The organism is Streptomyces scabichelini (genome assembly GCF_011045015.1).
Taxonomy (GTDB): domain Bacteria; phylum Actinomycetota; class Actinomycetes; order Streptomycetales; family Streptomycetaceae; genus Streptomyces; species Streptomyces scabichelini.
This window is the reverse complement of the sequence record NZ_JAAKZY010000099.1, coordinates 17,112-37,090: the sequence shown is the minus strand read 5'-3', so window position 1 is coordinate 37,090 and position 19,979 is coordinate 17,112. Positions and strand designations below refer to the sequence as shown.

The 19,979-nt window shown below is 70.1% G+C and carries 7 protein-coding genes and 1 pseudogene; 5 read left to right on the top strand and 3 right to left on the bottom strand.

Annotation, left to right across the window (positions count from 1 at the left end; translation table 11 throughout):
• Nucleotides 1–254: 254 nt before the first annotated feature.
• A protein-coding gene (locus G5C60_RS27785; RefSeq protein WP_165263670.1) for an IS5 family transposase occupies nucleotides 255–1,129 on the top strand; the annotation gives its coding sequence in 2 pieces (ribosomal slippage) (nucleotides 255–618 and nucleotides 618–1,129; 876 coding nt in all).
• Nucleotides 1,130–1,186: 57 nt separating this feature from the next.
• On the opposite strand, the gene G5C60_RS27780 is transcribed toward G5C60_RS27785, so the two are convergent.
• Entirely contained in the window at nucleotides 1,187–1,402 is a 216-nt protein-coding gene (locus G5C60_RS27780; protein WP_165263667.1) for a hypothetical protein, read from the bottom strand.
• Between the two features lie 109 nt (nucleotides 1,403–1,511).
• Between G5C60_RS27780 and G5C60_RS27775 the strand changes: the two genes are divergently transcribed.
• Both G5C60_RS27775 and G5C60_RS27770 read left to right on the top strand, forming a co-directional pair.
• Nucleotides 1,512–2,105 carry a TetR family transcriptional regulator C-terminal domain-containing protein gene (locus G5C60_RS27775; RefSeq protein ID WP_165263666.1) on the top strand — a complete coding sequence of 198 codons (594 nt, stop codon included), beginning with the start codon at nucleotides 1,512–1,514 and terminating at the stop codon, nucleotides 2,103–2,105.
• Nucleotides 2,106–2,649: 544 nt separating this feature from the next.
• Nucleotides 2,650–3,010: pseudogene (locus tag G5C60_RS27770) on the top strand (integrase core domain-containing protein); the annotation flags it as partial.
• 235 nt (nucleotides 3,011–3,245) lie between these two features.
• Here G5C60_RS27770 and G5C60_RS53750 read toward each other — a convergent pair.
• The gene (locus tag G5C60_RS53750) at nucleotides 3,246–8,567 is read right to left on the bottom strand and encodes a Tc toxin subunit A-related protein (protein ID WP_165263665.1); all 5,322 of its coding nucleotides are present in this window, start codon (nucleotides 8,565–8,567) and stop codon (nucleotides 3,246–3,248) included.
• A 72-nt stretch (nucleotides 8,568–8,639) separates the two neighbouring features.
• On the bottom strand, nucleotides 8,640–15,827 hold the full coding sequence (locus tag G5C60_RS27760; protein WP_165263664.1) for a SpvB/TcaC N-terminal domain-containing protein: 7,188 nt from the start codon (nucleotides 15,825–15,827) through the stop codon (nucleotides 8,640–8,642).
• Between the two features lie 436 nt (nucleotides 15,828–16,263).
• Between G5C60_RS27760 and G5C60_RS27755 the strand changes: the two genes are divergently transcribed.
• Nucleotides 16,264–19,224 carry an AfsR/SARP family transcriptional regulator gene (locus G5C60_RS27755; RefSeq protein ID WP_338145946.1) on the top strand — a complete coding sequence of 987 codons (2,961 nt, stop codon included), beginning with the start codon at nucleotides 16,264–16,266 and terminating at the stop codon, nucleotides 19,222–19,224.
• Nucleotides 19,225–19,636: 412 nt separating this feature from the next.
• Nucleotides 19,637–19,855 carry a nuclear transport factor 2-like protein gene (locus G5C60_RS52335; RefSeq protein ID WP_241267116.1) on the top strand — a complete coding sequence of 73 codons (219 nt, stop codon included), beginning with the start codon at nucleotides 19,637–19,639 and terminating at the stop codon, nucleotides 19,853–19,855.
• Nucleotides 19,856–19,979: the final 124 nt, after the last annotated feature.

Below are 19,979 nucleotides of genomic sequence, written 5' to 3'. Positions count from 1 at the left end.
TATAAGAGACAGGGGTGGAGGCGTAGGAAGCGGGTGTTGTGCTCGGTGACGCGCCAAAAGCGAGGGGAACGCGAAGCCGATGGCGCCTCCGCCGGCAACACCGATCAGGGTGGACAGCAGGGCTTCAGCGTAGTCGCGTGCCGCCCTGGGGTGGACAGCAAAACGCTCCAGCCGATACCGGAGTCGAAAAACTCGGACTAGGGCCTGTCCGGCGGATCATGTGACCGACCCACCCTTTGATCGTTGGCATGCCTATGGGGCGAGGGGATCTCACGAACGCGGAATGGGCCCGGCTGAAGCCGCATCTGCCGAAGTCCGGTAGTCGGGGCGGCCGTTGGGTAAACCATCGCAGGGTTATCAACGGGATCCTGTATCGCAACCGCACGGGGGTGCCATGGCGGGATCTGCCTGCACGTTTCGGCAAGTGGAAGACTGTGCACGAACGTCACAGACGCTGGTCGGCGGACGGCACCTGGGACAGAATCTTCGCCGCTGTCCTGGCTGACGTCGAGGCAGAAGGCCGCATCGACTGGTCGATGGTCAGCGTGGACTCGACCTCCTGCCGGGCCCACCAGCACGCCGCAGGAGCGCGCCGGAGATCTCCGCGGGTTCCGGGAAAAGACGCACGCCTCGGCAGCACCGCCCCGACGAGGGACTCGGACGCTCCCGGGGCGGCCTGACCAGCAAGATTCACCTCGCCGGGGAGGGCGGACGGCGCCCACTTGCCCTGCTGATCACTCCCGGTCAGTGGGGCGACGCCCCACAGTTCATCCCCGTCATGGACCGTATCCGGGTCAGTCGCCTCGATAGTGCCCCCCCCCCCCGCACCCGTCCCGACCATGTCGGCGGCGACAAGGCGTACTCGTCCCGCCGCAACCGCCGCTACCTGCGGCGACGCCAGATCAAGCACACCATCCCCGAGCCGAAGAATCAGCGCGTTCACCGCCAGAGCCGGGGCGGCCGTCCCACCGGCTTCGACAAGACGATCTACAAGAGGAGGAACGAAGTGGAGCGGACGATCAATGGCCTTAAGAACTCAAGAGCCGTGGCCACCAGATACGACAAACGCGCCTACGTCTTCCACGGCACCGTCACCGTCGCTTCGATCCGACTCTGGCTTCGCCCATGATCAGCTGGATAGACGCTCGTCTTCTTACGAGGGCGTCTGAAAACCCCCCGCGCCGAGTCAGTCGTCAACCGCCTTACGAGCATCGTGAGCCCGCCCCGCCATGACCGCGCCGATCACCACGGTCAGTGCGTACACGGTGATGCTCGCGGCGAAGCCTCCAGGTAGCCAGCCCAGCAGGCCGGCGTTGCCGTGGTCGACAAGCTGGCGGATTGCACCCTGGGCTCCGATGACGAGCAACGCCATGCCGAGGGCCTGGTAGAGGCCGTATTTCATGGGACCCTCCTGGGCCTGACTTCCGTTTACAATGCACTTGCACTGTAAACCGGTGGTACTCGGTTTTGCAATGCGATCGCATGGTGAAGATGGCGAGGAAGGCGGCGTCGTGCCGAAGATCGTGGACCACGAAGCGCGCAGGACGCGCCTCGTCGAGGCCGTCTGGTCACTGGCCGTGCGCGGTGGCATCGAGCAGGTGTCGCTGCGCAAGGTGGCCGAGGAGGCGGGCGTCTCCATGGGCCAGGTTCAGCACTACTACTCCTCGATGCAGACCCTGATCCGCGACGCCCTCGACCGGGCCGTACGAGCCGTGAACGCCACCATCGAAAACGCGGTCACCGCCGCTGACACGAGCAGCCCGGAGGCCGTCCTCCGCGCCTGCCTGCACGCCCTGATCAGCCCGGCCGAGGAGAGCACGCGGCTGATGCGCTTCGCGCTGGCGGCCGCGGGCCGGGCGGTCTCCGATCCGACGATGGCCAAGGTGCTGGCGCCGGGCGACGACGAGCTGCTCACCCTCACCGCCGCCCTCATCACGGCGGCCCGGGAGGAACGGGGCCATGAGCGGTACGGCGAGGAACGTACCGACGCCGACATCTGCTGGTCCCTCGCCACCAGCCTCGGCGTGGACATCGCCCTCGGCTACCGGACTCCGGAAGCCGCCGAGCGCATCCTCGACCACCACATCGAGCAGGTCCTCCGCTAGGGCCTGCCTGGCGGACCTTGCCGGTTCCCACGCCGCCTGCGCATGAGGACAGACCGAATCCCCTCTGCACTCATGGCACCACTTCGCGCTCGCTGACAAGATCCGCCGGACAGGCCCTAGCCGCGGTTTGTGGGTCTCGACGATCGCCGTCGGTGTGGCGCTGGTGTAGCCGTCTGCCCGGTGGCGGACCGCCGGGGTCTTGAGCAGGACGCTCTTGTTCTGCCCAGTCATCGCGGTGAGCAGTATCAGCCCGGCGGTGGCCTCCATGCCGGGCAGGTGCAGTTGGCAGACGAGGTCGTCGATCGCCCAGTAGTGAAAGACCTACCTGTGCACCACGTCTTGGCCGGCCCGCTGACCACGGGTGCAGGGCCGGCGCGGGACATCCCCGAAGGGGTCGGTCCAGTCCAGCAGCTCCAGCCGCCGCCGGTCCCCGCCAAGGTCCTCGCCCTGCCGGAACCGGCGCAGGACTTCGCGGCCTGCGACGGGCGCTCTAGGTCGTACCGATACACCTGCCAGCCAACGGAGTTGGCTACGACGTCGCTCTGACCGCGACTCGAAGTTCACGGCAGCCGTCAACGCTGTACTCGCCGATGCCGGACTGGAGGTCGTCACCAGCGGTATCCGGATACCGCGGATGAACTCCATCGTGGAACGCTGGATGCGGACCTGCCGACGCGAGCTGCTGGACCGCACCCTCATCCAGAACCAGAGCCATCTCCTGCACGCCCTGAGCGAGTTGGAGTCGTCCCACAACGGGCATCGGCCGCACCGGGCCCTGGATCAAGCAGCTCCACTCCGAACCGTTGCCCGACCTCATCGCTGAACTCGGCCAGGCACCGCACTTGAACATCCGCCGACGAGATCGACTGGGCGGAACCCTCCACGAGCACCAACATGCCGCGTGAGCAGGACGGGTGATTATTCGGCACCCGCAACCCGCAGCCCGGACCAGCTCGACCATCCGGGCCCGCGTCACCACATCTCGCGGCGCCTCGCGGGCCCGCGACAGCCGACGCACCACCACCCGCTCGTCCTCATCACGGCCCGGCCATGCCCGTAACACCACCGCCCGCACCCGCTCCCGAGCACCCGAACCACCCCGCCACCAGGACTTATACCCACGGAAAGCGGAATCCGGCTCTAGCGCGCCCAGGCAGGGCCCTGCCCGGTCCAGCTCAGGACGAGCAGGATGTCGTCGAGCGCGCCGGAATTGAACAGGGCACTTGCCTCGCTGCCGAAGCTGAGCTGCCAGTCCCCCGCTGGGCTGGTACCGAGGAACGACGTCCAGGCTGTGGCGTTGCCACGGCGGGTGCTGGCCATGCCGTTGGTTGCCGTGGCCGTGCCCCCGACAGCACCATGCCGCAGCGAGATCGTGGTCTCGGGGACCGTGGCGTCGCTCGACAGGCGAACGGCGACGGCCGCGGCGGCGAGGTCGTCGATCCCGACCGGAAAGTCGACGTCGCGCAGTGCGAGCGTCGCCGACCTGGCCGCCGGGTCGGCCGGGTTGTTGAGGTCGTACCACTGGTCGGGGAAGTCGCGGGCCAGGCTGAACACGCAGTCGGCGCCCCGGTCCCGGTTGGCGTTGAGCCTGGTGACCACCTGGTCGCGGTAGGTGTCGTCGTAGGCGGCGGTGTAATCGACCGTGACCAGCAGGTCGACGATGCTGGAGAAGTCGAGCGGGTTGGCAGCGGGCGGCAACCGGAACTCCCAGCTGGTGTCCACACCACTGCCCTCGAACGGCAGCAGCATGTCCGACTGGGCGTCGAGCTCGAACACCCCGCTGGCGTTGACCGGCGACGTCAGGGCGACGATACCGGGGTCGCTGCGTACCACGACATCCTGGAAGGAGCCGTCGCCTCCGGTGGTCACCCGGGAGATCCCGTTGGAGTACAGCGTGGCCCGGATTCCGCGGTCGGGCGGGACGAGGGCCACCAGACTGGCCCGCACCTGGCGGATCAGCCGCAGATAGTGCCCCGGGAAGTCGGCGTCGAACAGGGACGTGGGCGTGGTGAACGCGAGCGTTCCGGTGCGCCGGAACTCCTGGAACTCCACCGGCATGAGCCGGGCCAGCGAGAGCGTCTGCGTCAGGTTCAACCGCCGCCGGGCCGAGGTGAAGGCGTACTCGTCGAGGCGAGTGAGGTCCTCGCTGAGCTGCTCGGCGCCGGTCAGGCCCTGGCGGCTGGGTCCCGCGTTGGTGGTGAGTTCGGCGGGCGACTGCGTGTAGTCCTGACGGATCAGGACCCGGGCCGGCTCCGCCCGTTCGAACGCCAGTTGGGCCTGCGCCTGCCGGGCGGTGGCGGTGGCCTGCTGCAGGAAGTACCGGTACACCCCGCCCAGCGTGTTGCTCATCCACAGGTACAGGTCGGCGTTGGTGAACTGTCCGTTGAGGAACGTCAGGGTGCCCATCGCCTGGTCGTGTTGCAGCGTCGCGACGGCCTGTTCCCCCAGGGCGATCGTGACCTGGTCCTTGGCCACGGTGATCTGTGCCCCGGCGATCTGCACGTCCTGCTGGGCGGCAACCACCTGGCGCCGCCACTCGTCCTTGCGCTGCTCGACGCCGGCCCGCAACTGGTTGGCCTGCATCTGCGCTTCGAGGTCGTTCTGCTGGTGTTGGAAGACGGCCTTGGTCACGGTGGCCGCGGAGATCCCAGCAGCCAGCCCCACCTTCAGCCCGAAGGAGGAAACCGTTTCCCACATGCTGGCCGTTTGAGAAGCCGCCTGCAGGACACCGATCGTCGCATCGGTCTCCGAGATGCGGTCTCTGATGTCGCGCATCTCGGCGTAGCTGTCCAGCAGGTCCTGCTCGTACTGGTTCGCAGGCGCCTCGATGGCGGCGGTGTAAGTGGTGACCAGCGTGTCGGCCTTCGTCTTCTGGGCCTCCGCCGCCGTGGCGGCGTCCTTGGCCTCGCCGACTCGGCTCGCCGCCACCGTGGCCTGCGCCGCGCTGAGGTCGACCGCCTTGACCGCGTCGTAGAGGCGCAGGTTGCGCTCGTCGTACTTCTCCAGGGCGGCGAGGTAGCCCGCCTCCATCTGGGCGGCCTGCGCGGTGAGCTGTTTGGCCCGCTCCAGCAGGACCTTGAAGCGGTACGGGGTCGGCTGGCTGACCGTGGCGGCTGCGAGCCCTTGCGCGCGCGGCATGCCCGCAATGTTGCGGCCCTGGCGCAGCTTGGCCAGTTGCATGTCCACCCGGGTGCGCAGGATGACGAGTTCCGGGATCGGCAGGGCCGGCTCCCCCGTGTTCGTCGGCTTCTGCGGCACCAGAGCCGGGGAGTCGAGCAGCCTGCGTGCGGTGACGTACAGGGTGCGGGCATGCGCGACCGACTCGTCGGTCTCCCGGGCGAACTCGGCGTCCGCGTAGTCGAGATGGCACCTGATGATCGACAGCAGGGTGTATCGGGTGTAAGGCTTCGGACGCTTGGCCGACGCCGAGCCCACCAGCGTGAACGGGTCGAGGCCGGCCGTCCAGCCCGGCGGGAAGGTCAGATCGGGACTGGAGATCGTTTCGTTGTTGATCCCGCTGTAGATGGACTTCGGGCTGACGCGGTCGTACGAATAGACGGTCCAGTACCAGTCGAGCGCGGCCCGGTAGTCGCCGGCCGTCTGCAGGCGCTGGGCCAGCAGCATCGGCACCACCCAGAAGACCTCCTTGCGGACCGGCTCGTCCGGAGGCTTGGGGTCTTCCGGATGCTTCGGGTCCCCAGAGAGCCTGGTCTGGTGGTCGTCCGTACGCTGCGGATCGAGATAGGTGTACGACGCGGGGAACGTGATCTTCTTGTTCACCAGGTAGTCGGCCGCCAGCTTGACGGCGGTCCCGGCGGTGAATGTGGCCCCCGGCGCGCTGATCTGGGCGAAGAGGATGTCCAGGGGTAGTTGTGACGATCCTGACGTCATGGTTTTGGTGCTCGGGACCAGCAAGGTGGGGTCGAGGTGCCGCTCGGGGAACAGGAAGGCCGTGGTGGCCGCCCGCCAGCTTCCCTGCTCGCCCAGCCACGCCCATGCGGCGGCGAAGGTGTCGACGCCGTTTCTGAGCGCCCAGCCCGCCGCCGGATGGTCCGCGGCGAGTTCGCCCGACCGTTTCGCCGACAGCAGCGACTGCACGCTTTCGACGGCCTGCCTGATACGGGTGGTGCGCAGTGTCCCGCCCGCGAGCATGTCGACGAAGTACCGCGCGGACAACGCCTCGCCCACGCTTCCGGTGGTAGCGGCCGGTTCGGTGGCCAGGTCGGTGAGCAGCGCGTCGCGCAGGATGGGCAGAGCAGCCTGTTCGGTCGCCGCCACGGCCTGCGCGTTGGCGTCGATGAGGTCCTGGCGCTGCGCGATCCTGGCCCGCAGCACACTCTGCCACTCGGCGCGGGCATCCCCCTCTGCCCGGTACGGGCCGGGTGTGGGACCGGTGCCGCCACGGACGAAGAAGTCCGGCGAGAGTACGAAGCCCGACTCGGCCGCCCGCCAGGAGGGGTACAGGTTCCGCCGCTTGTGCGCAGCGGTGAGTACGGCCAGGCCGTCGTCCCACTCGGCGGTGGTGACGGTCCCGGTGCCTGCCAGGGCGCTCAGCTTCCTGAGGTGGACGAAGCCGGCGCGGGTCAGGCCCTGCGCGGTGAGGGTGCCGCTGATGTCGATGCCTTGTGCGTCCTTGGCCGCGAGAGCCGCGAGATCGAGGCCGGGCTGCGCCAGCGCGAGCATCGCCGCCAGCCCGGCCGCCGGGGTCTTGCCCGGCATGAGGGCCGACAGGGTGCCCGTGAACGCGGCCAGTGCCTGAGCCCGGTCCGTCAGCAGCTTGCGGACGGGATCACCGACCGGGCCGCTGATCACGTCGGCGGCGCTGATCACGTCGGGGTCGGCGAGCACTCCGAAGGCCCTCGGCGCGTTCGGGTGTTGGTCCTGCGCGGCCCAGGCAAGTGACTGGGCGGACAGTCGCCGGCTGAGCAGGAGTGGCACGGCAGGGGCGCGCAGCGGGTCGGAAGCGGTGGTCGACGGCAGGCCGAACAGTATCTCCAGCGCCGTCTCGGTGAGGGCGGGGCTGTCGATGAGCAGCTGGTCCAGCTCGTCGGGCGCGGTCGCCGACAGCGTGATGCCGAGCCGGGCGGCGAGCGCCTGGCGGGTCACGGTGTCGGTGCCCCGCGCCAGCCGCAGTTCCGCATAGGACGTTCCGGCGGCTGCGAGCAGCGACGCGTAGGACGTGGTGCGGTACCGCAGTTCCAGGTTGGCACCGGGGCCGGTGGGAGTGTTCGTGGCCGCGATGCGGGCTCTCAGGAGCTCCACCGGTATCCGTAGCTGATTGACTTCGCGGGTGCCTCGGTCGGCCGCAGCCGACAGCGGCTGGCTGAGCCGGTCGACCGGCTGCCCGAGTGCGGCGACCAGGGTCGCGGTGTCGAGCGGAGCGGCGGGCGGGCCGGGCACGTTGACCTGCTCGTGCACGAAGGACAACAGCGCGGCGAGATATGCGCGTTCGTTGAGCCGTTCTTCCAGTGTCGTGGGCACGTACGAGCTGATCACCGTGACCTGGATGTCCTTGGCCGCCGTGGTGCCCGCGTTGTCGGTCGCCCGCAGGTGGACGGTGTGCGCGCCGAACCCGGACAGAGGTACGTCCGCCGTCCAGTTGCTGAAGTCATTGCCGGACACCGGCTTCGCCGCCGTCCTCGTGCCGTTGGCGGACAGCGCCCATTCCACCTTGGCGCTGCCGCCGACCATGCCGCTCTGCGCGTCGGGCGCCGTCCCTTGCAGGGATGCCGTCGCGGCACCGTTGGCGTCGCCGACGACTGTCGTGGTGGCCGCGGCCTGCAACCTGGGCGGCGCCGCGTCCCGGCCGGTGAATGTGCGGGTCTGCGTCGCGGTGAGGCCGTCGGGATCGCTACAGGTGACGGTGATGGACCGTGCCCCGAGCGGCATGGGCAGCAGGCTCACAGGCACCTGGTACGAGGAGCCGCCGGTGAACGGCGCGGACGTGGTCGTACCGTCCCGGGTGATGGCGATCGTGAGCGGCAGGCGCTGGGCACGCGTGATGTTCAGCTGGACACTGACCTGTGCACCCCCCTCCAGCAGGTCGACCGTGCTGCCGGCGGCAGGGGCCACCCAGGTGAACGCCGGCGGTAACGCCATCTGCACCTGGACGGTCTGGGAGCTGCTGAGTGCGACGGAATTAGCCGACCATACGTCGGGCCACTGCTCGGGATACGGGATGTAGAAAGAAATCGCACGGTAATTGGCAGTCACCGTGACCGAGATCTGCGTGCCCGGCGCGACGGATGCCGGCAGGGGCACCTGGGCCGTCCATGCCCCGCCCACGCTGCTCGCCTGCACCGCGGGCAGTCCGGCGACGGAGACCATCACGGTGGTGAGAATGTCGTAGGGGTCGTGGTCTCCGCCCTGCGCGACGAGTCCGTTCACCTGGGCGGTCACGGTGACCGTGCGGCCCATCACCGCATTCGTGGCCGGTGAATTGATCTGTACGGTAACGCTCACGATCTTGCCTCCCTCTTGTAATTCAGTGGCGTCATTCCATGAGCCACAGACGCCCGACTTCATGGCTGGGATTCAACGACGATGCCCGTACACACCAACAAACGCGTCCACCATTTCGCGGAACGAAAAGTCCTGCTTGCTGACCATTTGATGACAATCTCGCCGTTGTTTATGCGTGAGCTTGAATCCCATCTGACGTTCCGCCTCCTTGATCGCGGCCTCGAATTGTTCGTTTTTCGCCCCGTTATTGCCGACCCGGCGAATTCCTTTGGAGAAGATCCCGCGGACCAGCCTTCCGGCGTCGTCGGCTTGGCCGGGCAGGTCGAGGTCGGGGGCGCCCGGCGGGGAGAGGACGCCCACGCCGAGGGCAACAACAGGGGCCACGCGGCTCGAAAAGTAGAGCTTCGGACCGAGCCAGTAGGCGATTCGGCTCACGCTCGCGGCGGCGAGCGCCTCGCCGCCGACGAGGATCGCGGCGGCTGCCGCGTGGGCTACGACGATCTTGTCGACGACGCTTGCGGCGTTGTCCATCCGCCGCTGCTGGCCACGAAGCCGCGCCTCTTCGCGAGCCCAGTAGGCGTTGTGCCGATCTTGCACACCGGCGTAGTAGTCGGCGTCGGCCCCCGGGTGGTCGCGGTAGTAGTCCGCCCGTTGTTCGCGACTAAGCGCATTGGGCTGCCGCTCGTATTCCCAGGTCTCCTGGCGTTCCATTTCATCCCGGGTACTGGCGTGACTCAGTCCGTTCGCCACGGCACGGTCGAGATTCGAAGGTGCGGGCGCTGTCCCCGTTACATGGATGACTTCACCAGGAAGTTGGATAACCCCATTCTCGTCTCTTGGATAATCTTGGGCAGGGGGCGCTTCGGGCGCCATTCCTTCGGGGTCCACGAGACACGAGGGATTGTCGTTGGCGTATTCGAAGCTGTTGAGACCGCCTGCGGCCTCAAGGGGGTCGCAGCTCGTCCACCTCCCGGCCCACGGCATCAAATACCTCACCCCGCAGCGTGTGAGGCCACTTTCTTCGTCGCGTTCCTTCCCGGTGAAGCGGTACCGCTTGCGGGTGTAGCTGCCGAAGCTGGTTTCGCCGTACGGGGTGTACTCCTCGCGGTTGACGAGTGCGCCGGCGCCGTCGACGACGGTGGTGCCGCTGCCGAGGTGGTCGGCGAGGTGGACGGCGGCGGCTGGGCCGCGGTCGTCGGGGTGAGCCGCGCCGACCCGGATGAGAGCGACCCGTTGGCGGTCGTCCATGACGTGGACGAGGTTGTTCGTGCCGGATTGCGGTCCGGTCCAGCGATGGTGCTCGAAGGCGTCGTCGAGGTAGTGGGTCACCTCGACTCCGCCGCCCTGCCGTCGGACGAGTTTCTTCACGCGCAGCCCGGTGGCGTCGTAGAGATAGTGGGCGTGCACGGAGGGCTCAGCGCCCGCTGTCTGCGTTGCGAAGGTGACGAGCTGATCGGCGAGGTTCCAGGCGAAGTGCCGGCTGGTTGTCTCGGCGGTCAGGTTGCCGTTCGGGTCGTAGGTGTAGTCGTACGGCGACGTGCCGACGGTCATCCGGTGCAGTCGGTTGCTGTCGGTCAGGACGGTGAAGTCGCGGGTGAAGCCGCCGGTACCCGCGTGGGTGAGTCGCAGGATGCTGCCGACGGGGTCGTAGCGGTAGGTCTCGGTGTAGGGCTGGGCTTTGGTGGCGTCGGTGCCGCGGGGCAGATCGATCCACGGATCCCCGGTCGGCGGCGCCTGGTGTTCGCGGCCGGTGGCGGTCACCAGCCGGTAGGTGGGGTCGTAGGAGAAGCGCCTGTTGAGCGCGTCACCGCTGCCGAGCAGGGCGCGCAGTGGAGGGTTGGCACTGGTCAGTGCTTCGGGGTTGTTGGGAATGCCGCTGCCGGGTGTGCGGTCGCGCAGGGTGATGAGGTTGCCGGCCAGGTCGTAGTCGTAGCCGTGGTCCTGAAGAGCGGGTCCCGTCGGCCGGTATGTCGTCGCGTCGACCTGGTTGTAGTGCTCGCTGCGCAGCCGGACCAGTCGGAGCGTGTGCGGGTCGTAGGCATAGCGGGTCATCACGCCGTTGCCGTAGGCGATCAGCGATCGTTGGCCCTTGGCGTCATAGGCGATGCGCTTGACGTGCACGGTGCCGTCGAGCTGCACCTGCTCCAGCGCACCCGCGCGGTTGTACGTGTGGTACAGCACGTGCCGCTTGCCCTCCACGTCGGTGGGCAGGAAGCGCCTCTTGACACGGTTCAGGGCGTCGTACTGGGCAGACGTGACGTAGGCGGCCGGCTCCAGCAGTTGCCCGTCGCGCTGGGCCTGGGTCTGGCCAGGGCCTGGCGTCCAGTCGACCCGGAACGGCTGCACCTGCCAGCCGGCGGTGGCCGCCCGGTCGTAGGTGGCCAGGACGGGCGCGTCGGCGATCACCGTGCGGGTGCTCTGCACCGCGTTGCCCTTGAAGTCGACAGAGACGGTGGCGACGTACCCGGCTTCGTCCCGGTGGTGGACCGCCCGGCCGAGCAGGTTGCGGGTGCGGGCGCCGTCCCGTTCGACGGGGCGCTGGGCGGGCGTGCCGGCGTCGCCGTAGTCGATGCGTTGCCGCAGGGTGACCGGGCCGGTGGCGTCGTCCCTGGCCCAGACCCGCGTCGGCCGGTGCAGCAGGTCGAACGCGCCCAGGATGAGCGCGCCCTTGCTGTCACGGCTCTCGACGACGCTCCCCAGGGCATCGGGGACGGTGTCGCGGCGGCCGGCGTCGATATTGTCGGTCCGCCAACGACGCTTGGCCAGGTCGAAGGAGTACCGGAACGCCTCGCGGCCCAGCGCGTCGGTGATCGCCACCAGGTTGCCCTGAATGTCGTACGCCGAGCGGGTGGTGAACCAGTCGGACGGCGCGTGGCCGTTGCGGTCGACCGCGGTGACCGCGCGGCCGAGCGCGTCGACCTCCACGCCGGACGGGGTGTTCCAGTGGCTCGCGTACGGCTGTGCCTGCGCCGGGTGGGTACGGCCGGCGTTGTCGTTCGCGTCGTAGGTGCAGGACTCCCACGGCGTCGGCAGGTAGTGGTCCGGATCCGCCAGGTCGGCAGGGATACCGAAGACCACACGCTGCTCGCTGCCGTCCGGGTTCACCGTGCGCTCGACCCGTCCGCGCGGGTCGTAGAACATGATCGCCTTCTGTCCGAGCTGAGCGTCGAGAGGCGGCGCGTAGTCGTACCCGGCGGAGAAGAACGGCTCGTACTTCTGCACCGCCCGGCCCTTGTTGTCGTACACCTGCCAGCCGGACACGACCACGTTGTCCGGGCTGCCCGGCGCCCTGGTCCGGCCCGTCGAATCGCCTGGGGGCGTGAGGTCGCCGGCCGGGATGGCGTTGCCGCCGAAGGACGGGTCGCCGAAGAGTGTCTCCTCGGCCTGCGACCGGGTCTGCAGCACCCGGCCGAAACCGTCGGAGTATGCCACCGAGACGATCACCTCGTCCCGCTCTCCGGCTGCGACATCGGGTTCGGTGTCGTGGTGCACCCGGCTGATGCTGCGCACCGAGGCCGGCCGTCCGCGCCCGGCGAACGCGTGCAGGTCGTACACCGTGCGCACACCGGGCGCGTCGCGGTCGCCCTCGCCGTTCTTGCCGCGCACGTACTGGGCGGTGACCAGCCCTACCGGGGAGAACGTCACCGAGGTGGAGTTGCCGTTGACGTCGGTCACCTCGCGCGGCTGCAGAACCCGGTAGTCGTTCACCGCCGAGACCGCCAGGCCCGCGGCGTCGACCGTGCGGACCGCCAGCAGGTCGTGCTCGTCGTAGTCGATCGTGCTCTGCGCGCCGACCGGATCGAGGGTGGCGACCGGCATGCCGCGCTTCACCCGGCCCGGGACATGGACGTCGTAGCGGTGCCGGCCGGACACCACGTAAAAACCGCCCGGCGATCCGGGCACGTCGCCGACTGCATAGCGCCGGTACCCGGCCAGGGCCGGTAGCGCGGCACGGAACTCGGCCGGATATTCCGCCGGCCACCCGCTCACCGGCCCGGGGCCCAGGACGACCGGCCGCGGCCCGACCGCGAGCGGGTCGCCGGCCCGGTACAGGTCATCGAGGAATGCGTCGGTGAACGCGAGGGACTCGGTGCGCACCGGCAGGCCGTACTCACCCAGCACGCCGAGGGCCAGCCCGACGAACGCGTCACCGTCGAAGTACGTACGGGTATGTCCGATCATCCGTAGCGACAGTCCCGTCCCTGTCACCGGGCCGGCCAGGACCGCGTCCCACAGGGCGGGCACCGGCAGGCGGCCGTCGTTGACGACCTCGTAGCTCGATGTCCTGGCGACCCGGTCGACGAGATAGCGGTCGGCGTCGTCGCGGCGGGCGTACTCCGTGGTCGCATACGTGGCCAGGTAGGGCTCGGGCACCGTGGCCGGCGCGGCGCCCGCCAGCGGGTCGCGGCCGCGCGGCACGGCGATGGAGACCTCCCCGGTCGCGAACCCGTACGCGTCGTGTCCGGCGGGGAAGGTGAACTGAGTCATGGGCTCGGGGCCGCGCTCCCACTGGGTCGTGCGCCCGCCGAGCGAGAACGGGAAGAAGATGCGTTCCCGGTCGGGCCCGCCGCCCGCTGCCTCCTCCTCCCGCACGCCCGACAGCGTCTCCGTCACGGTGTAGGGCCGGTCGGACAGCGCGCTGCCGTCCACCGCGTACACCTCGGTGCGCAGGGCCTGCCCGCGCAAGGTGCGCAATGCCGAGCGGCGGGCGCGGCGCGGCAGCCCGGCCAGGAACGCGAGCTGCTCGGCGGGCCTGGACAGCATGGGCGCGTCGCCTTGCCAGTACTCGTGGCTGAAGTCGAGTTCGGTCCAGTCCCCAGCCTCGTCGGCGGCGACCGGACCGGAGTGGAACCAGGTTCTGGTGAGCACGGGTGGCGCGTAGTGGCCCTCCGGCACGCCCGAGCCCGCCGTGCCCGCCGCCCCGGCGAACGACTCCGTGTCGAGGTGCTCGACCAGCGCGAACCCGCGGAACTCACGCTCGATGCCGTCCCAGTAGCCGTGGCGGTAGCGGTATTCGGTGGCCAGCGTGCCGCCCGAGATCCGGTCGGCGACCTCGACCTTCGTCACCACTTGTACGGGGAAGGGCAGCGTGGTGCGCCATCGGGTGGCCGGATCGGCGGCGTCACGCAGGTACTCCTGCGTCGACGGCGTGTACGTCACCCGGGTGACGGCACCGAGTCGGTTGTCCATCATCGTGAGCAGGTGCGGCTTGACTCCACCGGTGAAGTCGAGGAATCGCGCCTGGGGCCCGCCGGAGACGCCTGCCGCCCGGCTCAGCAACAGCCCCGCCATCCCGGTGCCGTACAGGTCGGACAGTTCGAGCGCGTCGATGTCGGCCACCACCGGGGTGCCGCGGATGACGACCGGCGCTTCGCTCCAGCCGTTGCCGGACTGATTGCCCCACAGCAGGACCCGCCCACTGTCGACGTACAGCAGGTCGGCGGCGCCGTCGCCGTCGACGTCGCCCAGCAGCACACGGCGCGGGTCGTACCCGTCGGGCAGGCGCGGCGCGTGGCGCATCGATACCTGCGCCCCCCACCTGTTGTGCCCCAGGTTCGGCCAGTAGGACACGTTCCCGTTGCGCAGCAGCACGATGTCCTGCAGACCGTCGCCGGTCATGTCGGCCAGCCGCACCCGCGGATCGGCCAGGTCGACCTGCGGACCACTGCCGTTGCTCACCGCGGTCCGCCGCCACGCCAGGCGGGGATCGCGGTCGTTGAACCACGCTTGCAGCCGAGTGCCCGACCTCAACACGTCGGTCAGCCCGTCGCCGTCGAGGTCGACCAGCTTCACCTTCGGGTCTGCGAGGCTCACACCCGGGGACTGCGGATAGGCCGTGAAGGCGCGGCGGCTCCACCCGCCCGCGAAGGCCATCGGGAAGTAGCCCGCCGTGGGGCCGGTGTCCCTTCCTGTCCTGCCCATCGACGGCACGACCAGGTCGGGCCGCCCGTCGCCGTCGGCGTCCAGGAATCGCACGCCCGCCTCGCCGAGCGAGAACGGGGGCGCCTCGGCCATCGAGCGCGGTAATTGGAACCGTCCGCCGCCCATATTGCGCCACACTCGCGCGGCCGCGCCGAGTTCCACGATGTCGGGCAGGCCGGCGCCGTGCAGGTCTACCAGGGCGAGCGTCGGGCTGTTCAACGCGGTGGCCGGGAAGCCGGGTCCGGTCACCGGGGAGAATCTGCGCCCGCCCGGTTCAAAGGCCGAATACCCGAACACCAACGGCGGCAGCGGTTCTTCCGCAGGAGCTGTGACGGCCGTCGCCGACTGCGGATCGGATCCGGGAACGCCACCGGGTCCGTCGCCCTGCCCCGGCACATCTGGCGGTTCCGTCGGCCCGTCACTCGGGCTGCCGCTGCCCGAGGTCGTGACCGACTCGTCGATGCCCACCGCGGTCACGCTCGCGAGCAGCGACACCCCGTTGAACGCGGCTTGCTCATATGCGAGCCGGTACTCACGTGTCGTCCGCGCCACTCCGTCCGCGGCATGCGTCGTCGCCCGGATCGTGTCGCAGCGCAACGACGTCCTCACCTCGAATCCCGCCCGGTAGTCGGAGAACGGGTCAGGGCGCGATGTGTACTCGAAGTCGACGCTGACCAGGAACACCGGCCCGGCCCGGTCGCCGTAGTCGGCATAGGCAACCCGCGCGAGCAGCGGCTGGGCCCCGAACCGTCGCTGCCCAGTGCCCGCGTCCGGACGGTAGGTGTACCTGACCAGGTTGCCGAGCGCGTCGACGGTCTCGGTCACCCGCCAGCCGAACACCCGGCTCGCATCCCCCGGGTCGGCGATCACCGCGGGGTCCTCCCAGGTCTGCGGCGCTTCCGCGGGGCGTGGCGTCCCGTACCTGGTGAGCGAGCCGTCCTTGCTCCGGACCTCCCAGTAGTCCCCCGTCGCGTCCCTGACGTGCTCGATCCGGGCGAACAGTCCCTCGGTACGAGGCCGGTACCGCACCCGGCCCGGGTAGCTGCCTGCGACCGGCACCAGATCCTCGGCGCCCGCCAGCACGAACACGTCTGCCGGGTCGTCACCCTCGCCGGGGGCGTCGACGTACCTCGGAACTCCGTGCGACGTCTTCCGCGACACCCCGGGCAGGCTCAACTGCCAACCGAGGCCGAACGGTCCGTTACCGCCGCCGGTGCTGTACCCGAGGGACAGCGTGGGTGTCGCTCCCTGGCGCCCCGCGGGCACCGTCAACGGCACTGACATGTTCCCTGTCCCCGTGAACAGGTCGGGGGTGAACTTCTCCCCCAAGCCGCTCACCGCGCCGCCTCCTTGCGGCAAGGAGATCACCGAGCCTGCTGCCGTCGCGTCCGTCGTCCCAGCCATCTCGCGGATGCCCCCCGTAGGTCGATGCCCTGGCAGCGGTACGGCCGCCAGGGCAGGTGAGCGCCTCGAACCGACGGTCGGGCCGTGGACGACAGCCCGGAAGGACACAAAGCCGGTCCGGGCCGTGATCGCGACGGCCGGCTCGAAGATCCGGTCATGGCCCTCAGCAGGCAGACCGCCCGCTTCGTACGACTCCCCGGCTCCTCACGCCGCCGCTCCCCGTGTGCGGAGCGCCGCCCGTGCATGGACGCCGTTTCCGCCTCACCAGACTGAAGTCCGCGTGTGGGTCAGGACGTTGTCGATAGGTTGTCGCCCAGCGTGAGGGTGTGCGCGACTTGTGAAGCTGATATGCGCGGGGGGTGCGTACATCGTGGCGGAATTGCGGCTTCTTGGTCCGGTGGAGCTGTCGGTACGGGGCCGGACGACGGAGGTCGGGCCACCACAGCGCCGGTCCGTGCTGGCAGCGCTGGCGGTGGACACCGGCCGGCCCGTCGCGGCCGACGTACTGATCAAACGGGTCTGGGACGCGGATCCGCCGGACGGGGCACGGCGCGCGCTGCATGCCCATATCGCCCGGCTCCGCCGGGTGTGCGAGCAGACCGGAGACGAAGGGGATCCCGGGTTACGCCTGGTGCGCCGTTCGAGCGGGTACCTTCTGGAGGCACGCCCGGACCAGGTGGACGTACACCGGTTCCGGCAGTTGGTCGGCCAGGCCCGGGAGGCGGGGCGGACTGATGAGGCACGGGCGGCGCTGTTGCGCGAGGCGCTCGGACTGTGGCGCGGGGAGCCACTGGCCGGGCTCGGCGGGCCATGGGCGGCGCGTGTACGCGAGGCATGGCGGCGGCAGCGCGTGGACGCCGTCGTCGGGTGGGCCCACATGGAGTCGCGCGTCGGTGATCCCATTGCTGTGATCGGTCCACTGACCGAGCTGCTGGGCGACTATCCGCTGGTGGAGCCGCTGACCGAGGCGCTGATGCGGGCGCTGCACGCCGCCGGGCGTGGCGCGGAGGCGCTTGACTGCTACGCCGCCGTCCGGCAGCGGCTTGCCGAGGAACTGGGGGCCGACCCCGGTCCGGGGTTGCGGGAGGTACACCAGGCGATCCTGCGGGGAGGCCTGTCCGAGCCCCACTCGTGGCCGGCACCCCGGGTGTCGGTCGGGGCCGCTTCCCCCGCTCCTCCCCCGGCTGCTCCCCGGGCGCGGCCGTCCTCGGCGGCCACAGTGCCATGGCCGGGCGAGATCCCCGTACAACTGCCCATGGGCGTACGCGGATTCACCGGCCGCGACGAGGAACTCGCCCGGCTTGAGGAAATCCTCGCCTCGGCGGCGGATCAGCCGTCGGCGGTGGTGATCTCGGCAGTGTCGGGCACCGCGGGGGTGGGCAAGACCGCGCTGGCCGTGCACTGGGCACACCGGGCCCAACAGGCCTTTCCTGACGGGCAGTTGTACGTGAATCTGCGAGGGTTCGCTCCCGGCGGGTCGGCGATGAGCCCGGCGGAGGCGGTACGGGGGTTCCTGGACGCCTTCGGGGTGTCACCGGCCCGTATACCTGCCGGTCTGGAGGCGCAGGCCGGGCTGTACCGCAGCCTGCTGGCCGGGCGGCGGGTGCTGGTGGTGCTGGACAACGCCCGCGATGCCGAGCAGGTCCGTCCGCTGCTGCCCGGGGCGCCCGGGTGTCTGGCGCTGGTCACCAGCCGGAAAACGCTGACCGGGCTGGCCGCGGCCGAAGGGGCCCATCTGCTGACCGTCGGTCTGCTCGCTCCCGGTGAGGCCCGGGAGCTGCTGACCGGCCGACTGGGCGCGGACCGGGTGGCGGCCGAACCCGTCGCTGTACGGGGGATCGTCGGCCGGTGCGCGGGCCTGCCACTCGCGCTCGCGATCGTTGCCGCCCGCGCCGCCGCCCAGCCCGGTCTCCCGCTCGCGGCGCTCGCCGGGGAGCTGCGCCGGGCCGACGGACGCCTGGACGCCCTGGACGGCGGGGAGGCGACCAGCCAGGTGCGGGCGGTGTTCTCCTGGTCCTACCACGCGCTCAGCGCCGAGCCCGCCCGGATCTTCCGGTTACTGGGCCTGCACCCCGGGCCCGACGCCGCGCTGCCGGCCATCGCCGCACTGGCCGACGTACCGGCAGCGCGCACCCGTGTCCTGCTGGCCGAACTGGTCCGCGGACATCTGCTCACCGAACATGCCCCCGGCCGGTACGCCTTCCACGACCTGCTGCGCGCCTACGCCGCCGAACTGGTCTCCACGCACGACAGCGACGACGCCCGGCACACCGCGGCGCACCGAATGTTCGACCACTACCTGCACACCGCCCACAGGGCCGACGCCCTGCTGACTCCCCGGCCCAACCCGACTCCTCTGCCACCCGCCCAGCCGGGCGCCGCACCTGGGGAACTGTCGGACCACCGGCAGGCACAGGGCTGGTTCACCGCCGAGTACCCGGTCCTCCTCGCCGCCGTGGAACAGGCGCCCACCGCCGGCTTCGACGTCCACACCTGGCGGCTCGCCTCGGCGCTCACGACCTATCTCGACCGGTACGGATACCGGAGGGCGCTGACCACCGTCCACACCACGGCCCTGGACGCCGCCCGGCGCCAGGACGACAAGGCCGGACAGGCCCACGCCCACCGAGGTCTCGGACTCGCCCAGGACCGGCTGGACCGTCCCGACGACGCCCGCGCGCACTACCTGCTCGCGCTGGACCTGTTCGGCGAAGTCGGCAACCACGCCGGGCAGGCCCGCATCCACCAGCACCTGTCCCGGATGTCCGAGGCCCTGGGCCACCACCAGCAAGCACTCGGCCACGCTCAGTACAGCCTCACGCACCACCGGGCCGCCGAGGACCGGGCCGGGCAGTCCGCCGCACTGAACCACATCGGCTGGATCCTCGCCCAACTCGGCGACCACCGCGAGGCCCTCGCACACTGCCGCCAGGCCCTCGATCTGGCTCAGGAGACCGGAGACCTCAACGGGCAGGCCCACATCTGGGACAGCCTCGGCTACATCCATCACCACCTCGGCCGGCGTTCCCAGGCCGTCGACTGCTACCGGCAGGCCCTCGACCTGTTCCACCAGACCGGAGACCGCCACAGCGAAGCCGCAGGGCTCGTCCGCCTCGGCGACATCTACCACGGCGCCGCCGACCCCGACGCAGCCCGCGCCGCCTGGACCCAGGCCATGACCGTCACCGGCGAACTCGGTCTCCCGGACTCGGATCCGCTGCGCGCCCGACTCCTCCATCGGCTCGGCCGCGTCTCCGCGGACGCCACCACCCCACGACCCCGTCCCGGTCCGGTCCGGAGCCCTCACCAGCCACGTCCTGCACCGGCCTGAGGCTGGGGCGCATGAGTAGTCCTCCTCAACTCCTTTCCACCGGGCGAAGGGAGCGACCTGCCGTTCGGCGTGGCTGCGGCCGAACCGGTTCGCCGTCCGGAACGGCTCGCCCCGGTCGTATTCCGCGCGGCGGGCGACATGCGTAGAGCGGCATGTGGCAGCGGCTCGCGGCAGAACGGCATGCGGTTGCGTGGTCCGCCGCAATGGAGCGGCCAGGGCCATGACCCCCGAGGTGATCGACCGTTCTCCCCTCCCCCGGCAGGATCAAGCACATCGACGGGAACCCCGCCAGGATCCAGCCGCAACGGCGAGGAGAGCGCCATGTCCGTCAAGTCCCCCGCCGCCACGACGAGTTCAGCCACCACCGCAGGTTCCGTCGCCGAGGCCACCCGGGCCGTGGTGCAGGAGTTCCTTGCCGCCCCGGATGGCCGGGGGCACCGGGTGGCTCGTCGCGCTCTCCTTCAAGGGCCCTTTCGCGCTTCACCTCACCGTCGAGGACGGCCGGATCACCCGGCACCGCCTCTACGAGAACAGCCTGTCGATGAGGCCTGCGCCCCATGAGTGCGCCGGCGGCCGGGCCCCGAAGGGATCCCGGAGGCCCGGCGGACGCGTCACCGTCATCAGGCTCTGACCGCGTCACCCGGGCCTCCGCCGAGCCGGGCCGACGTCGAAGGAGGCGGGCACGCGCCTACCGGCCTGGGATTTTCGGCGCGACGGTGCCCCCGGCACGCTGAGCGCGTACTCGCGTGAAGGAG

What these genes read in the sequence shown, in the direction of transcription:
- G5C60_RS27780 (WP_165263667.1), bottom strand. Translation starts at nt 1,402, where the DNA reads ATGAAATACGGCCTCTACCAGGCCCTCGGCATGGCGTTGCTCGTCATC.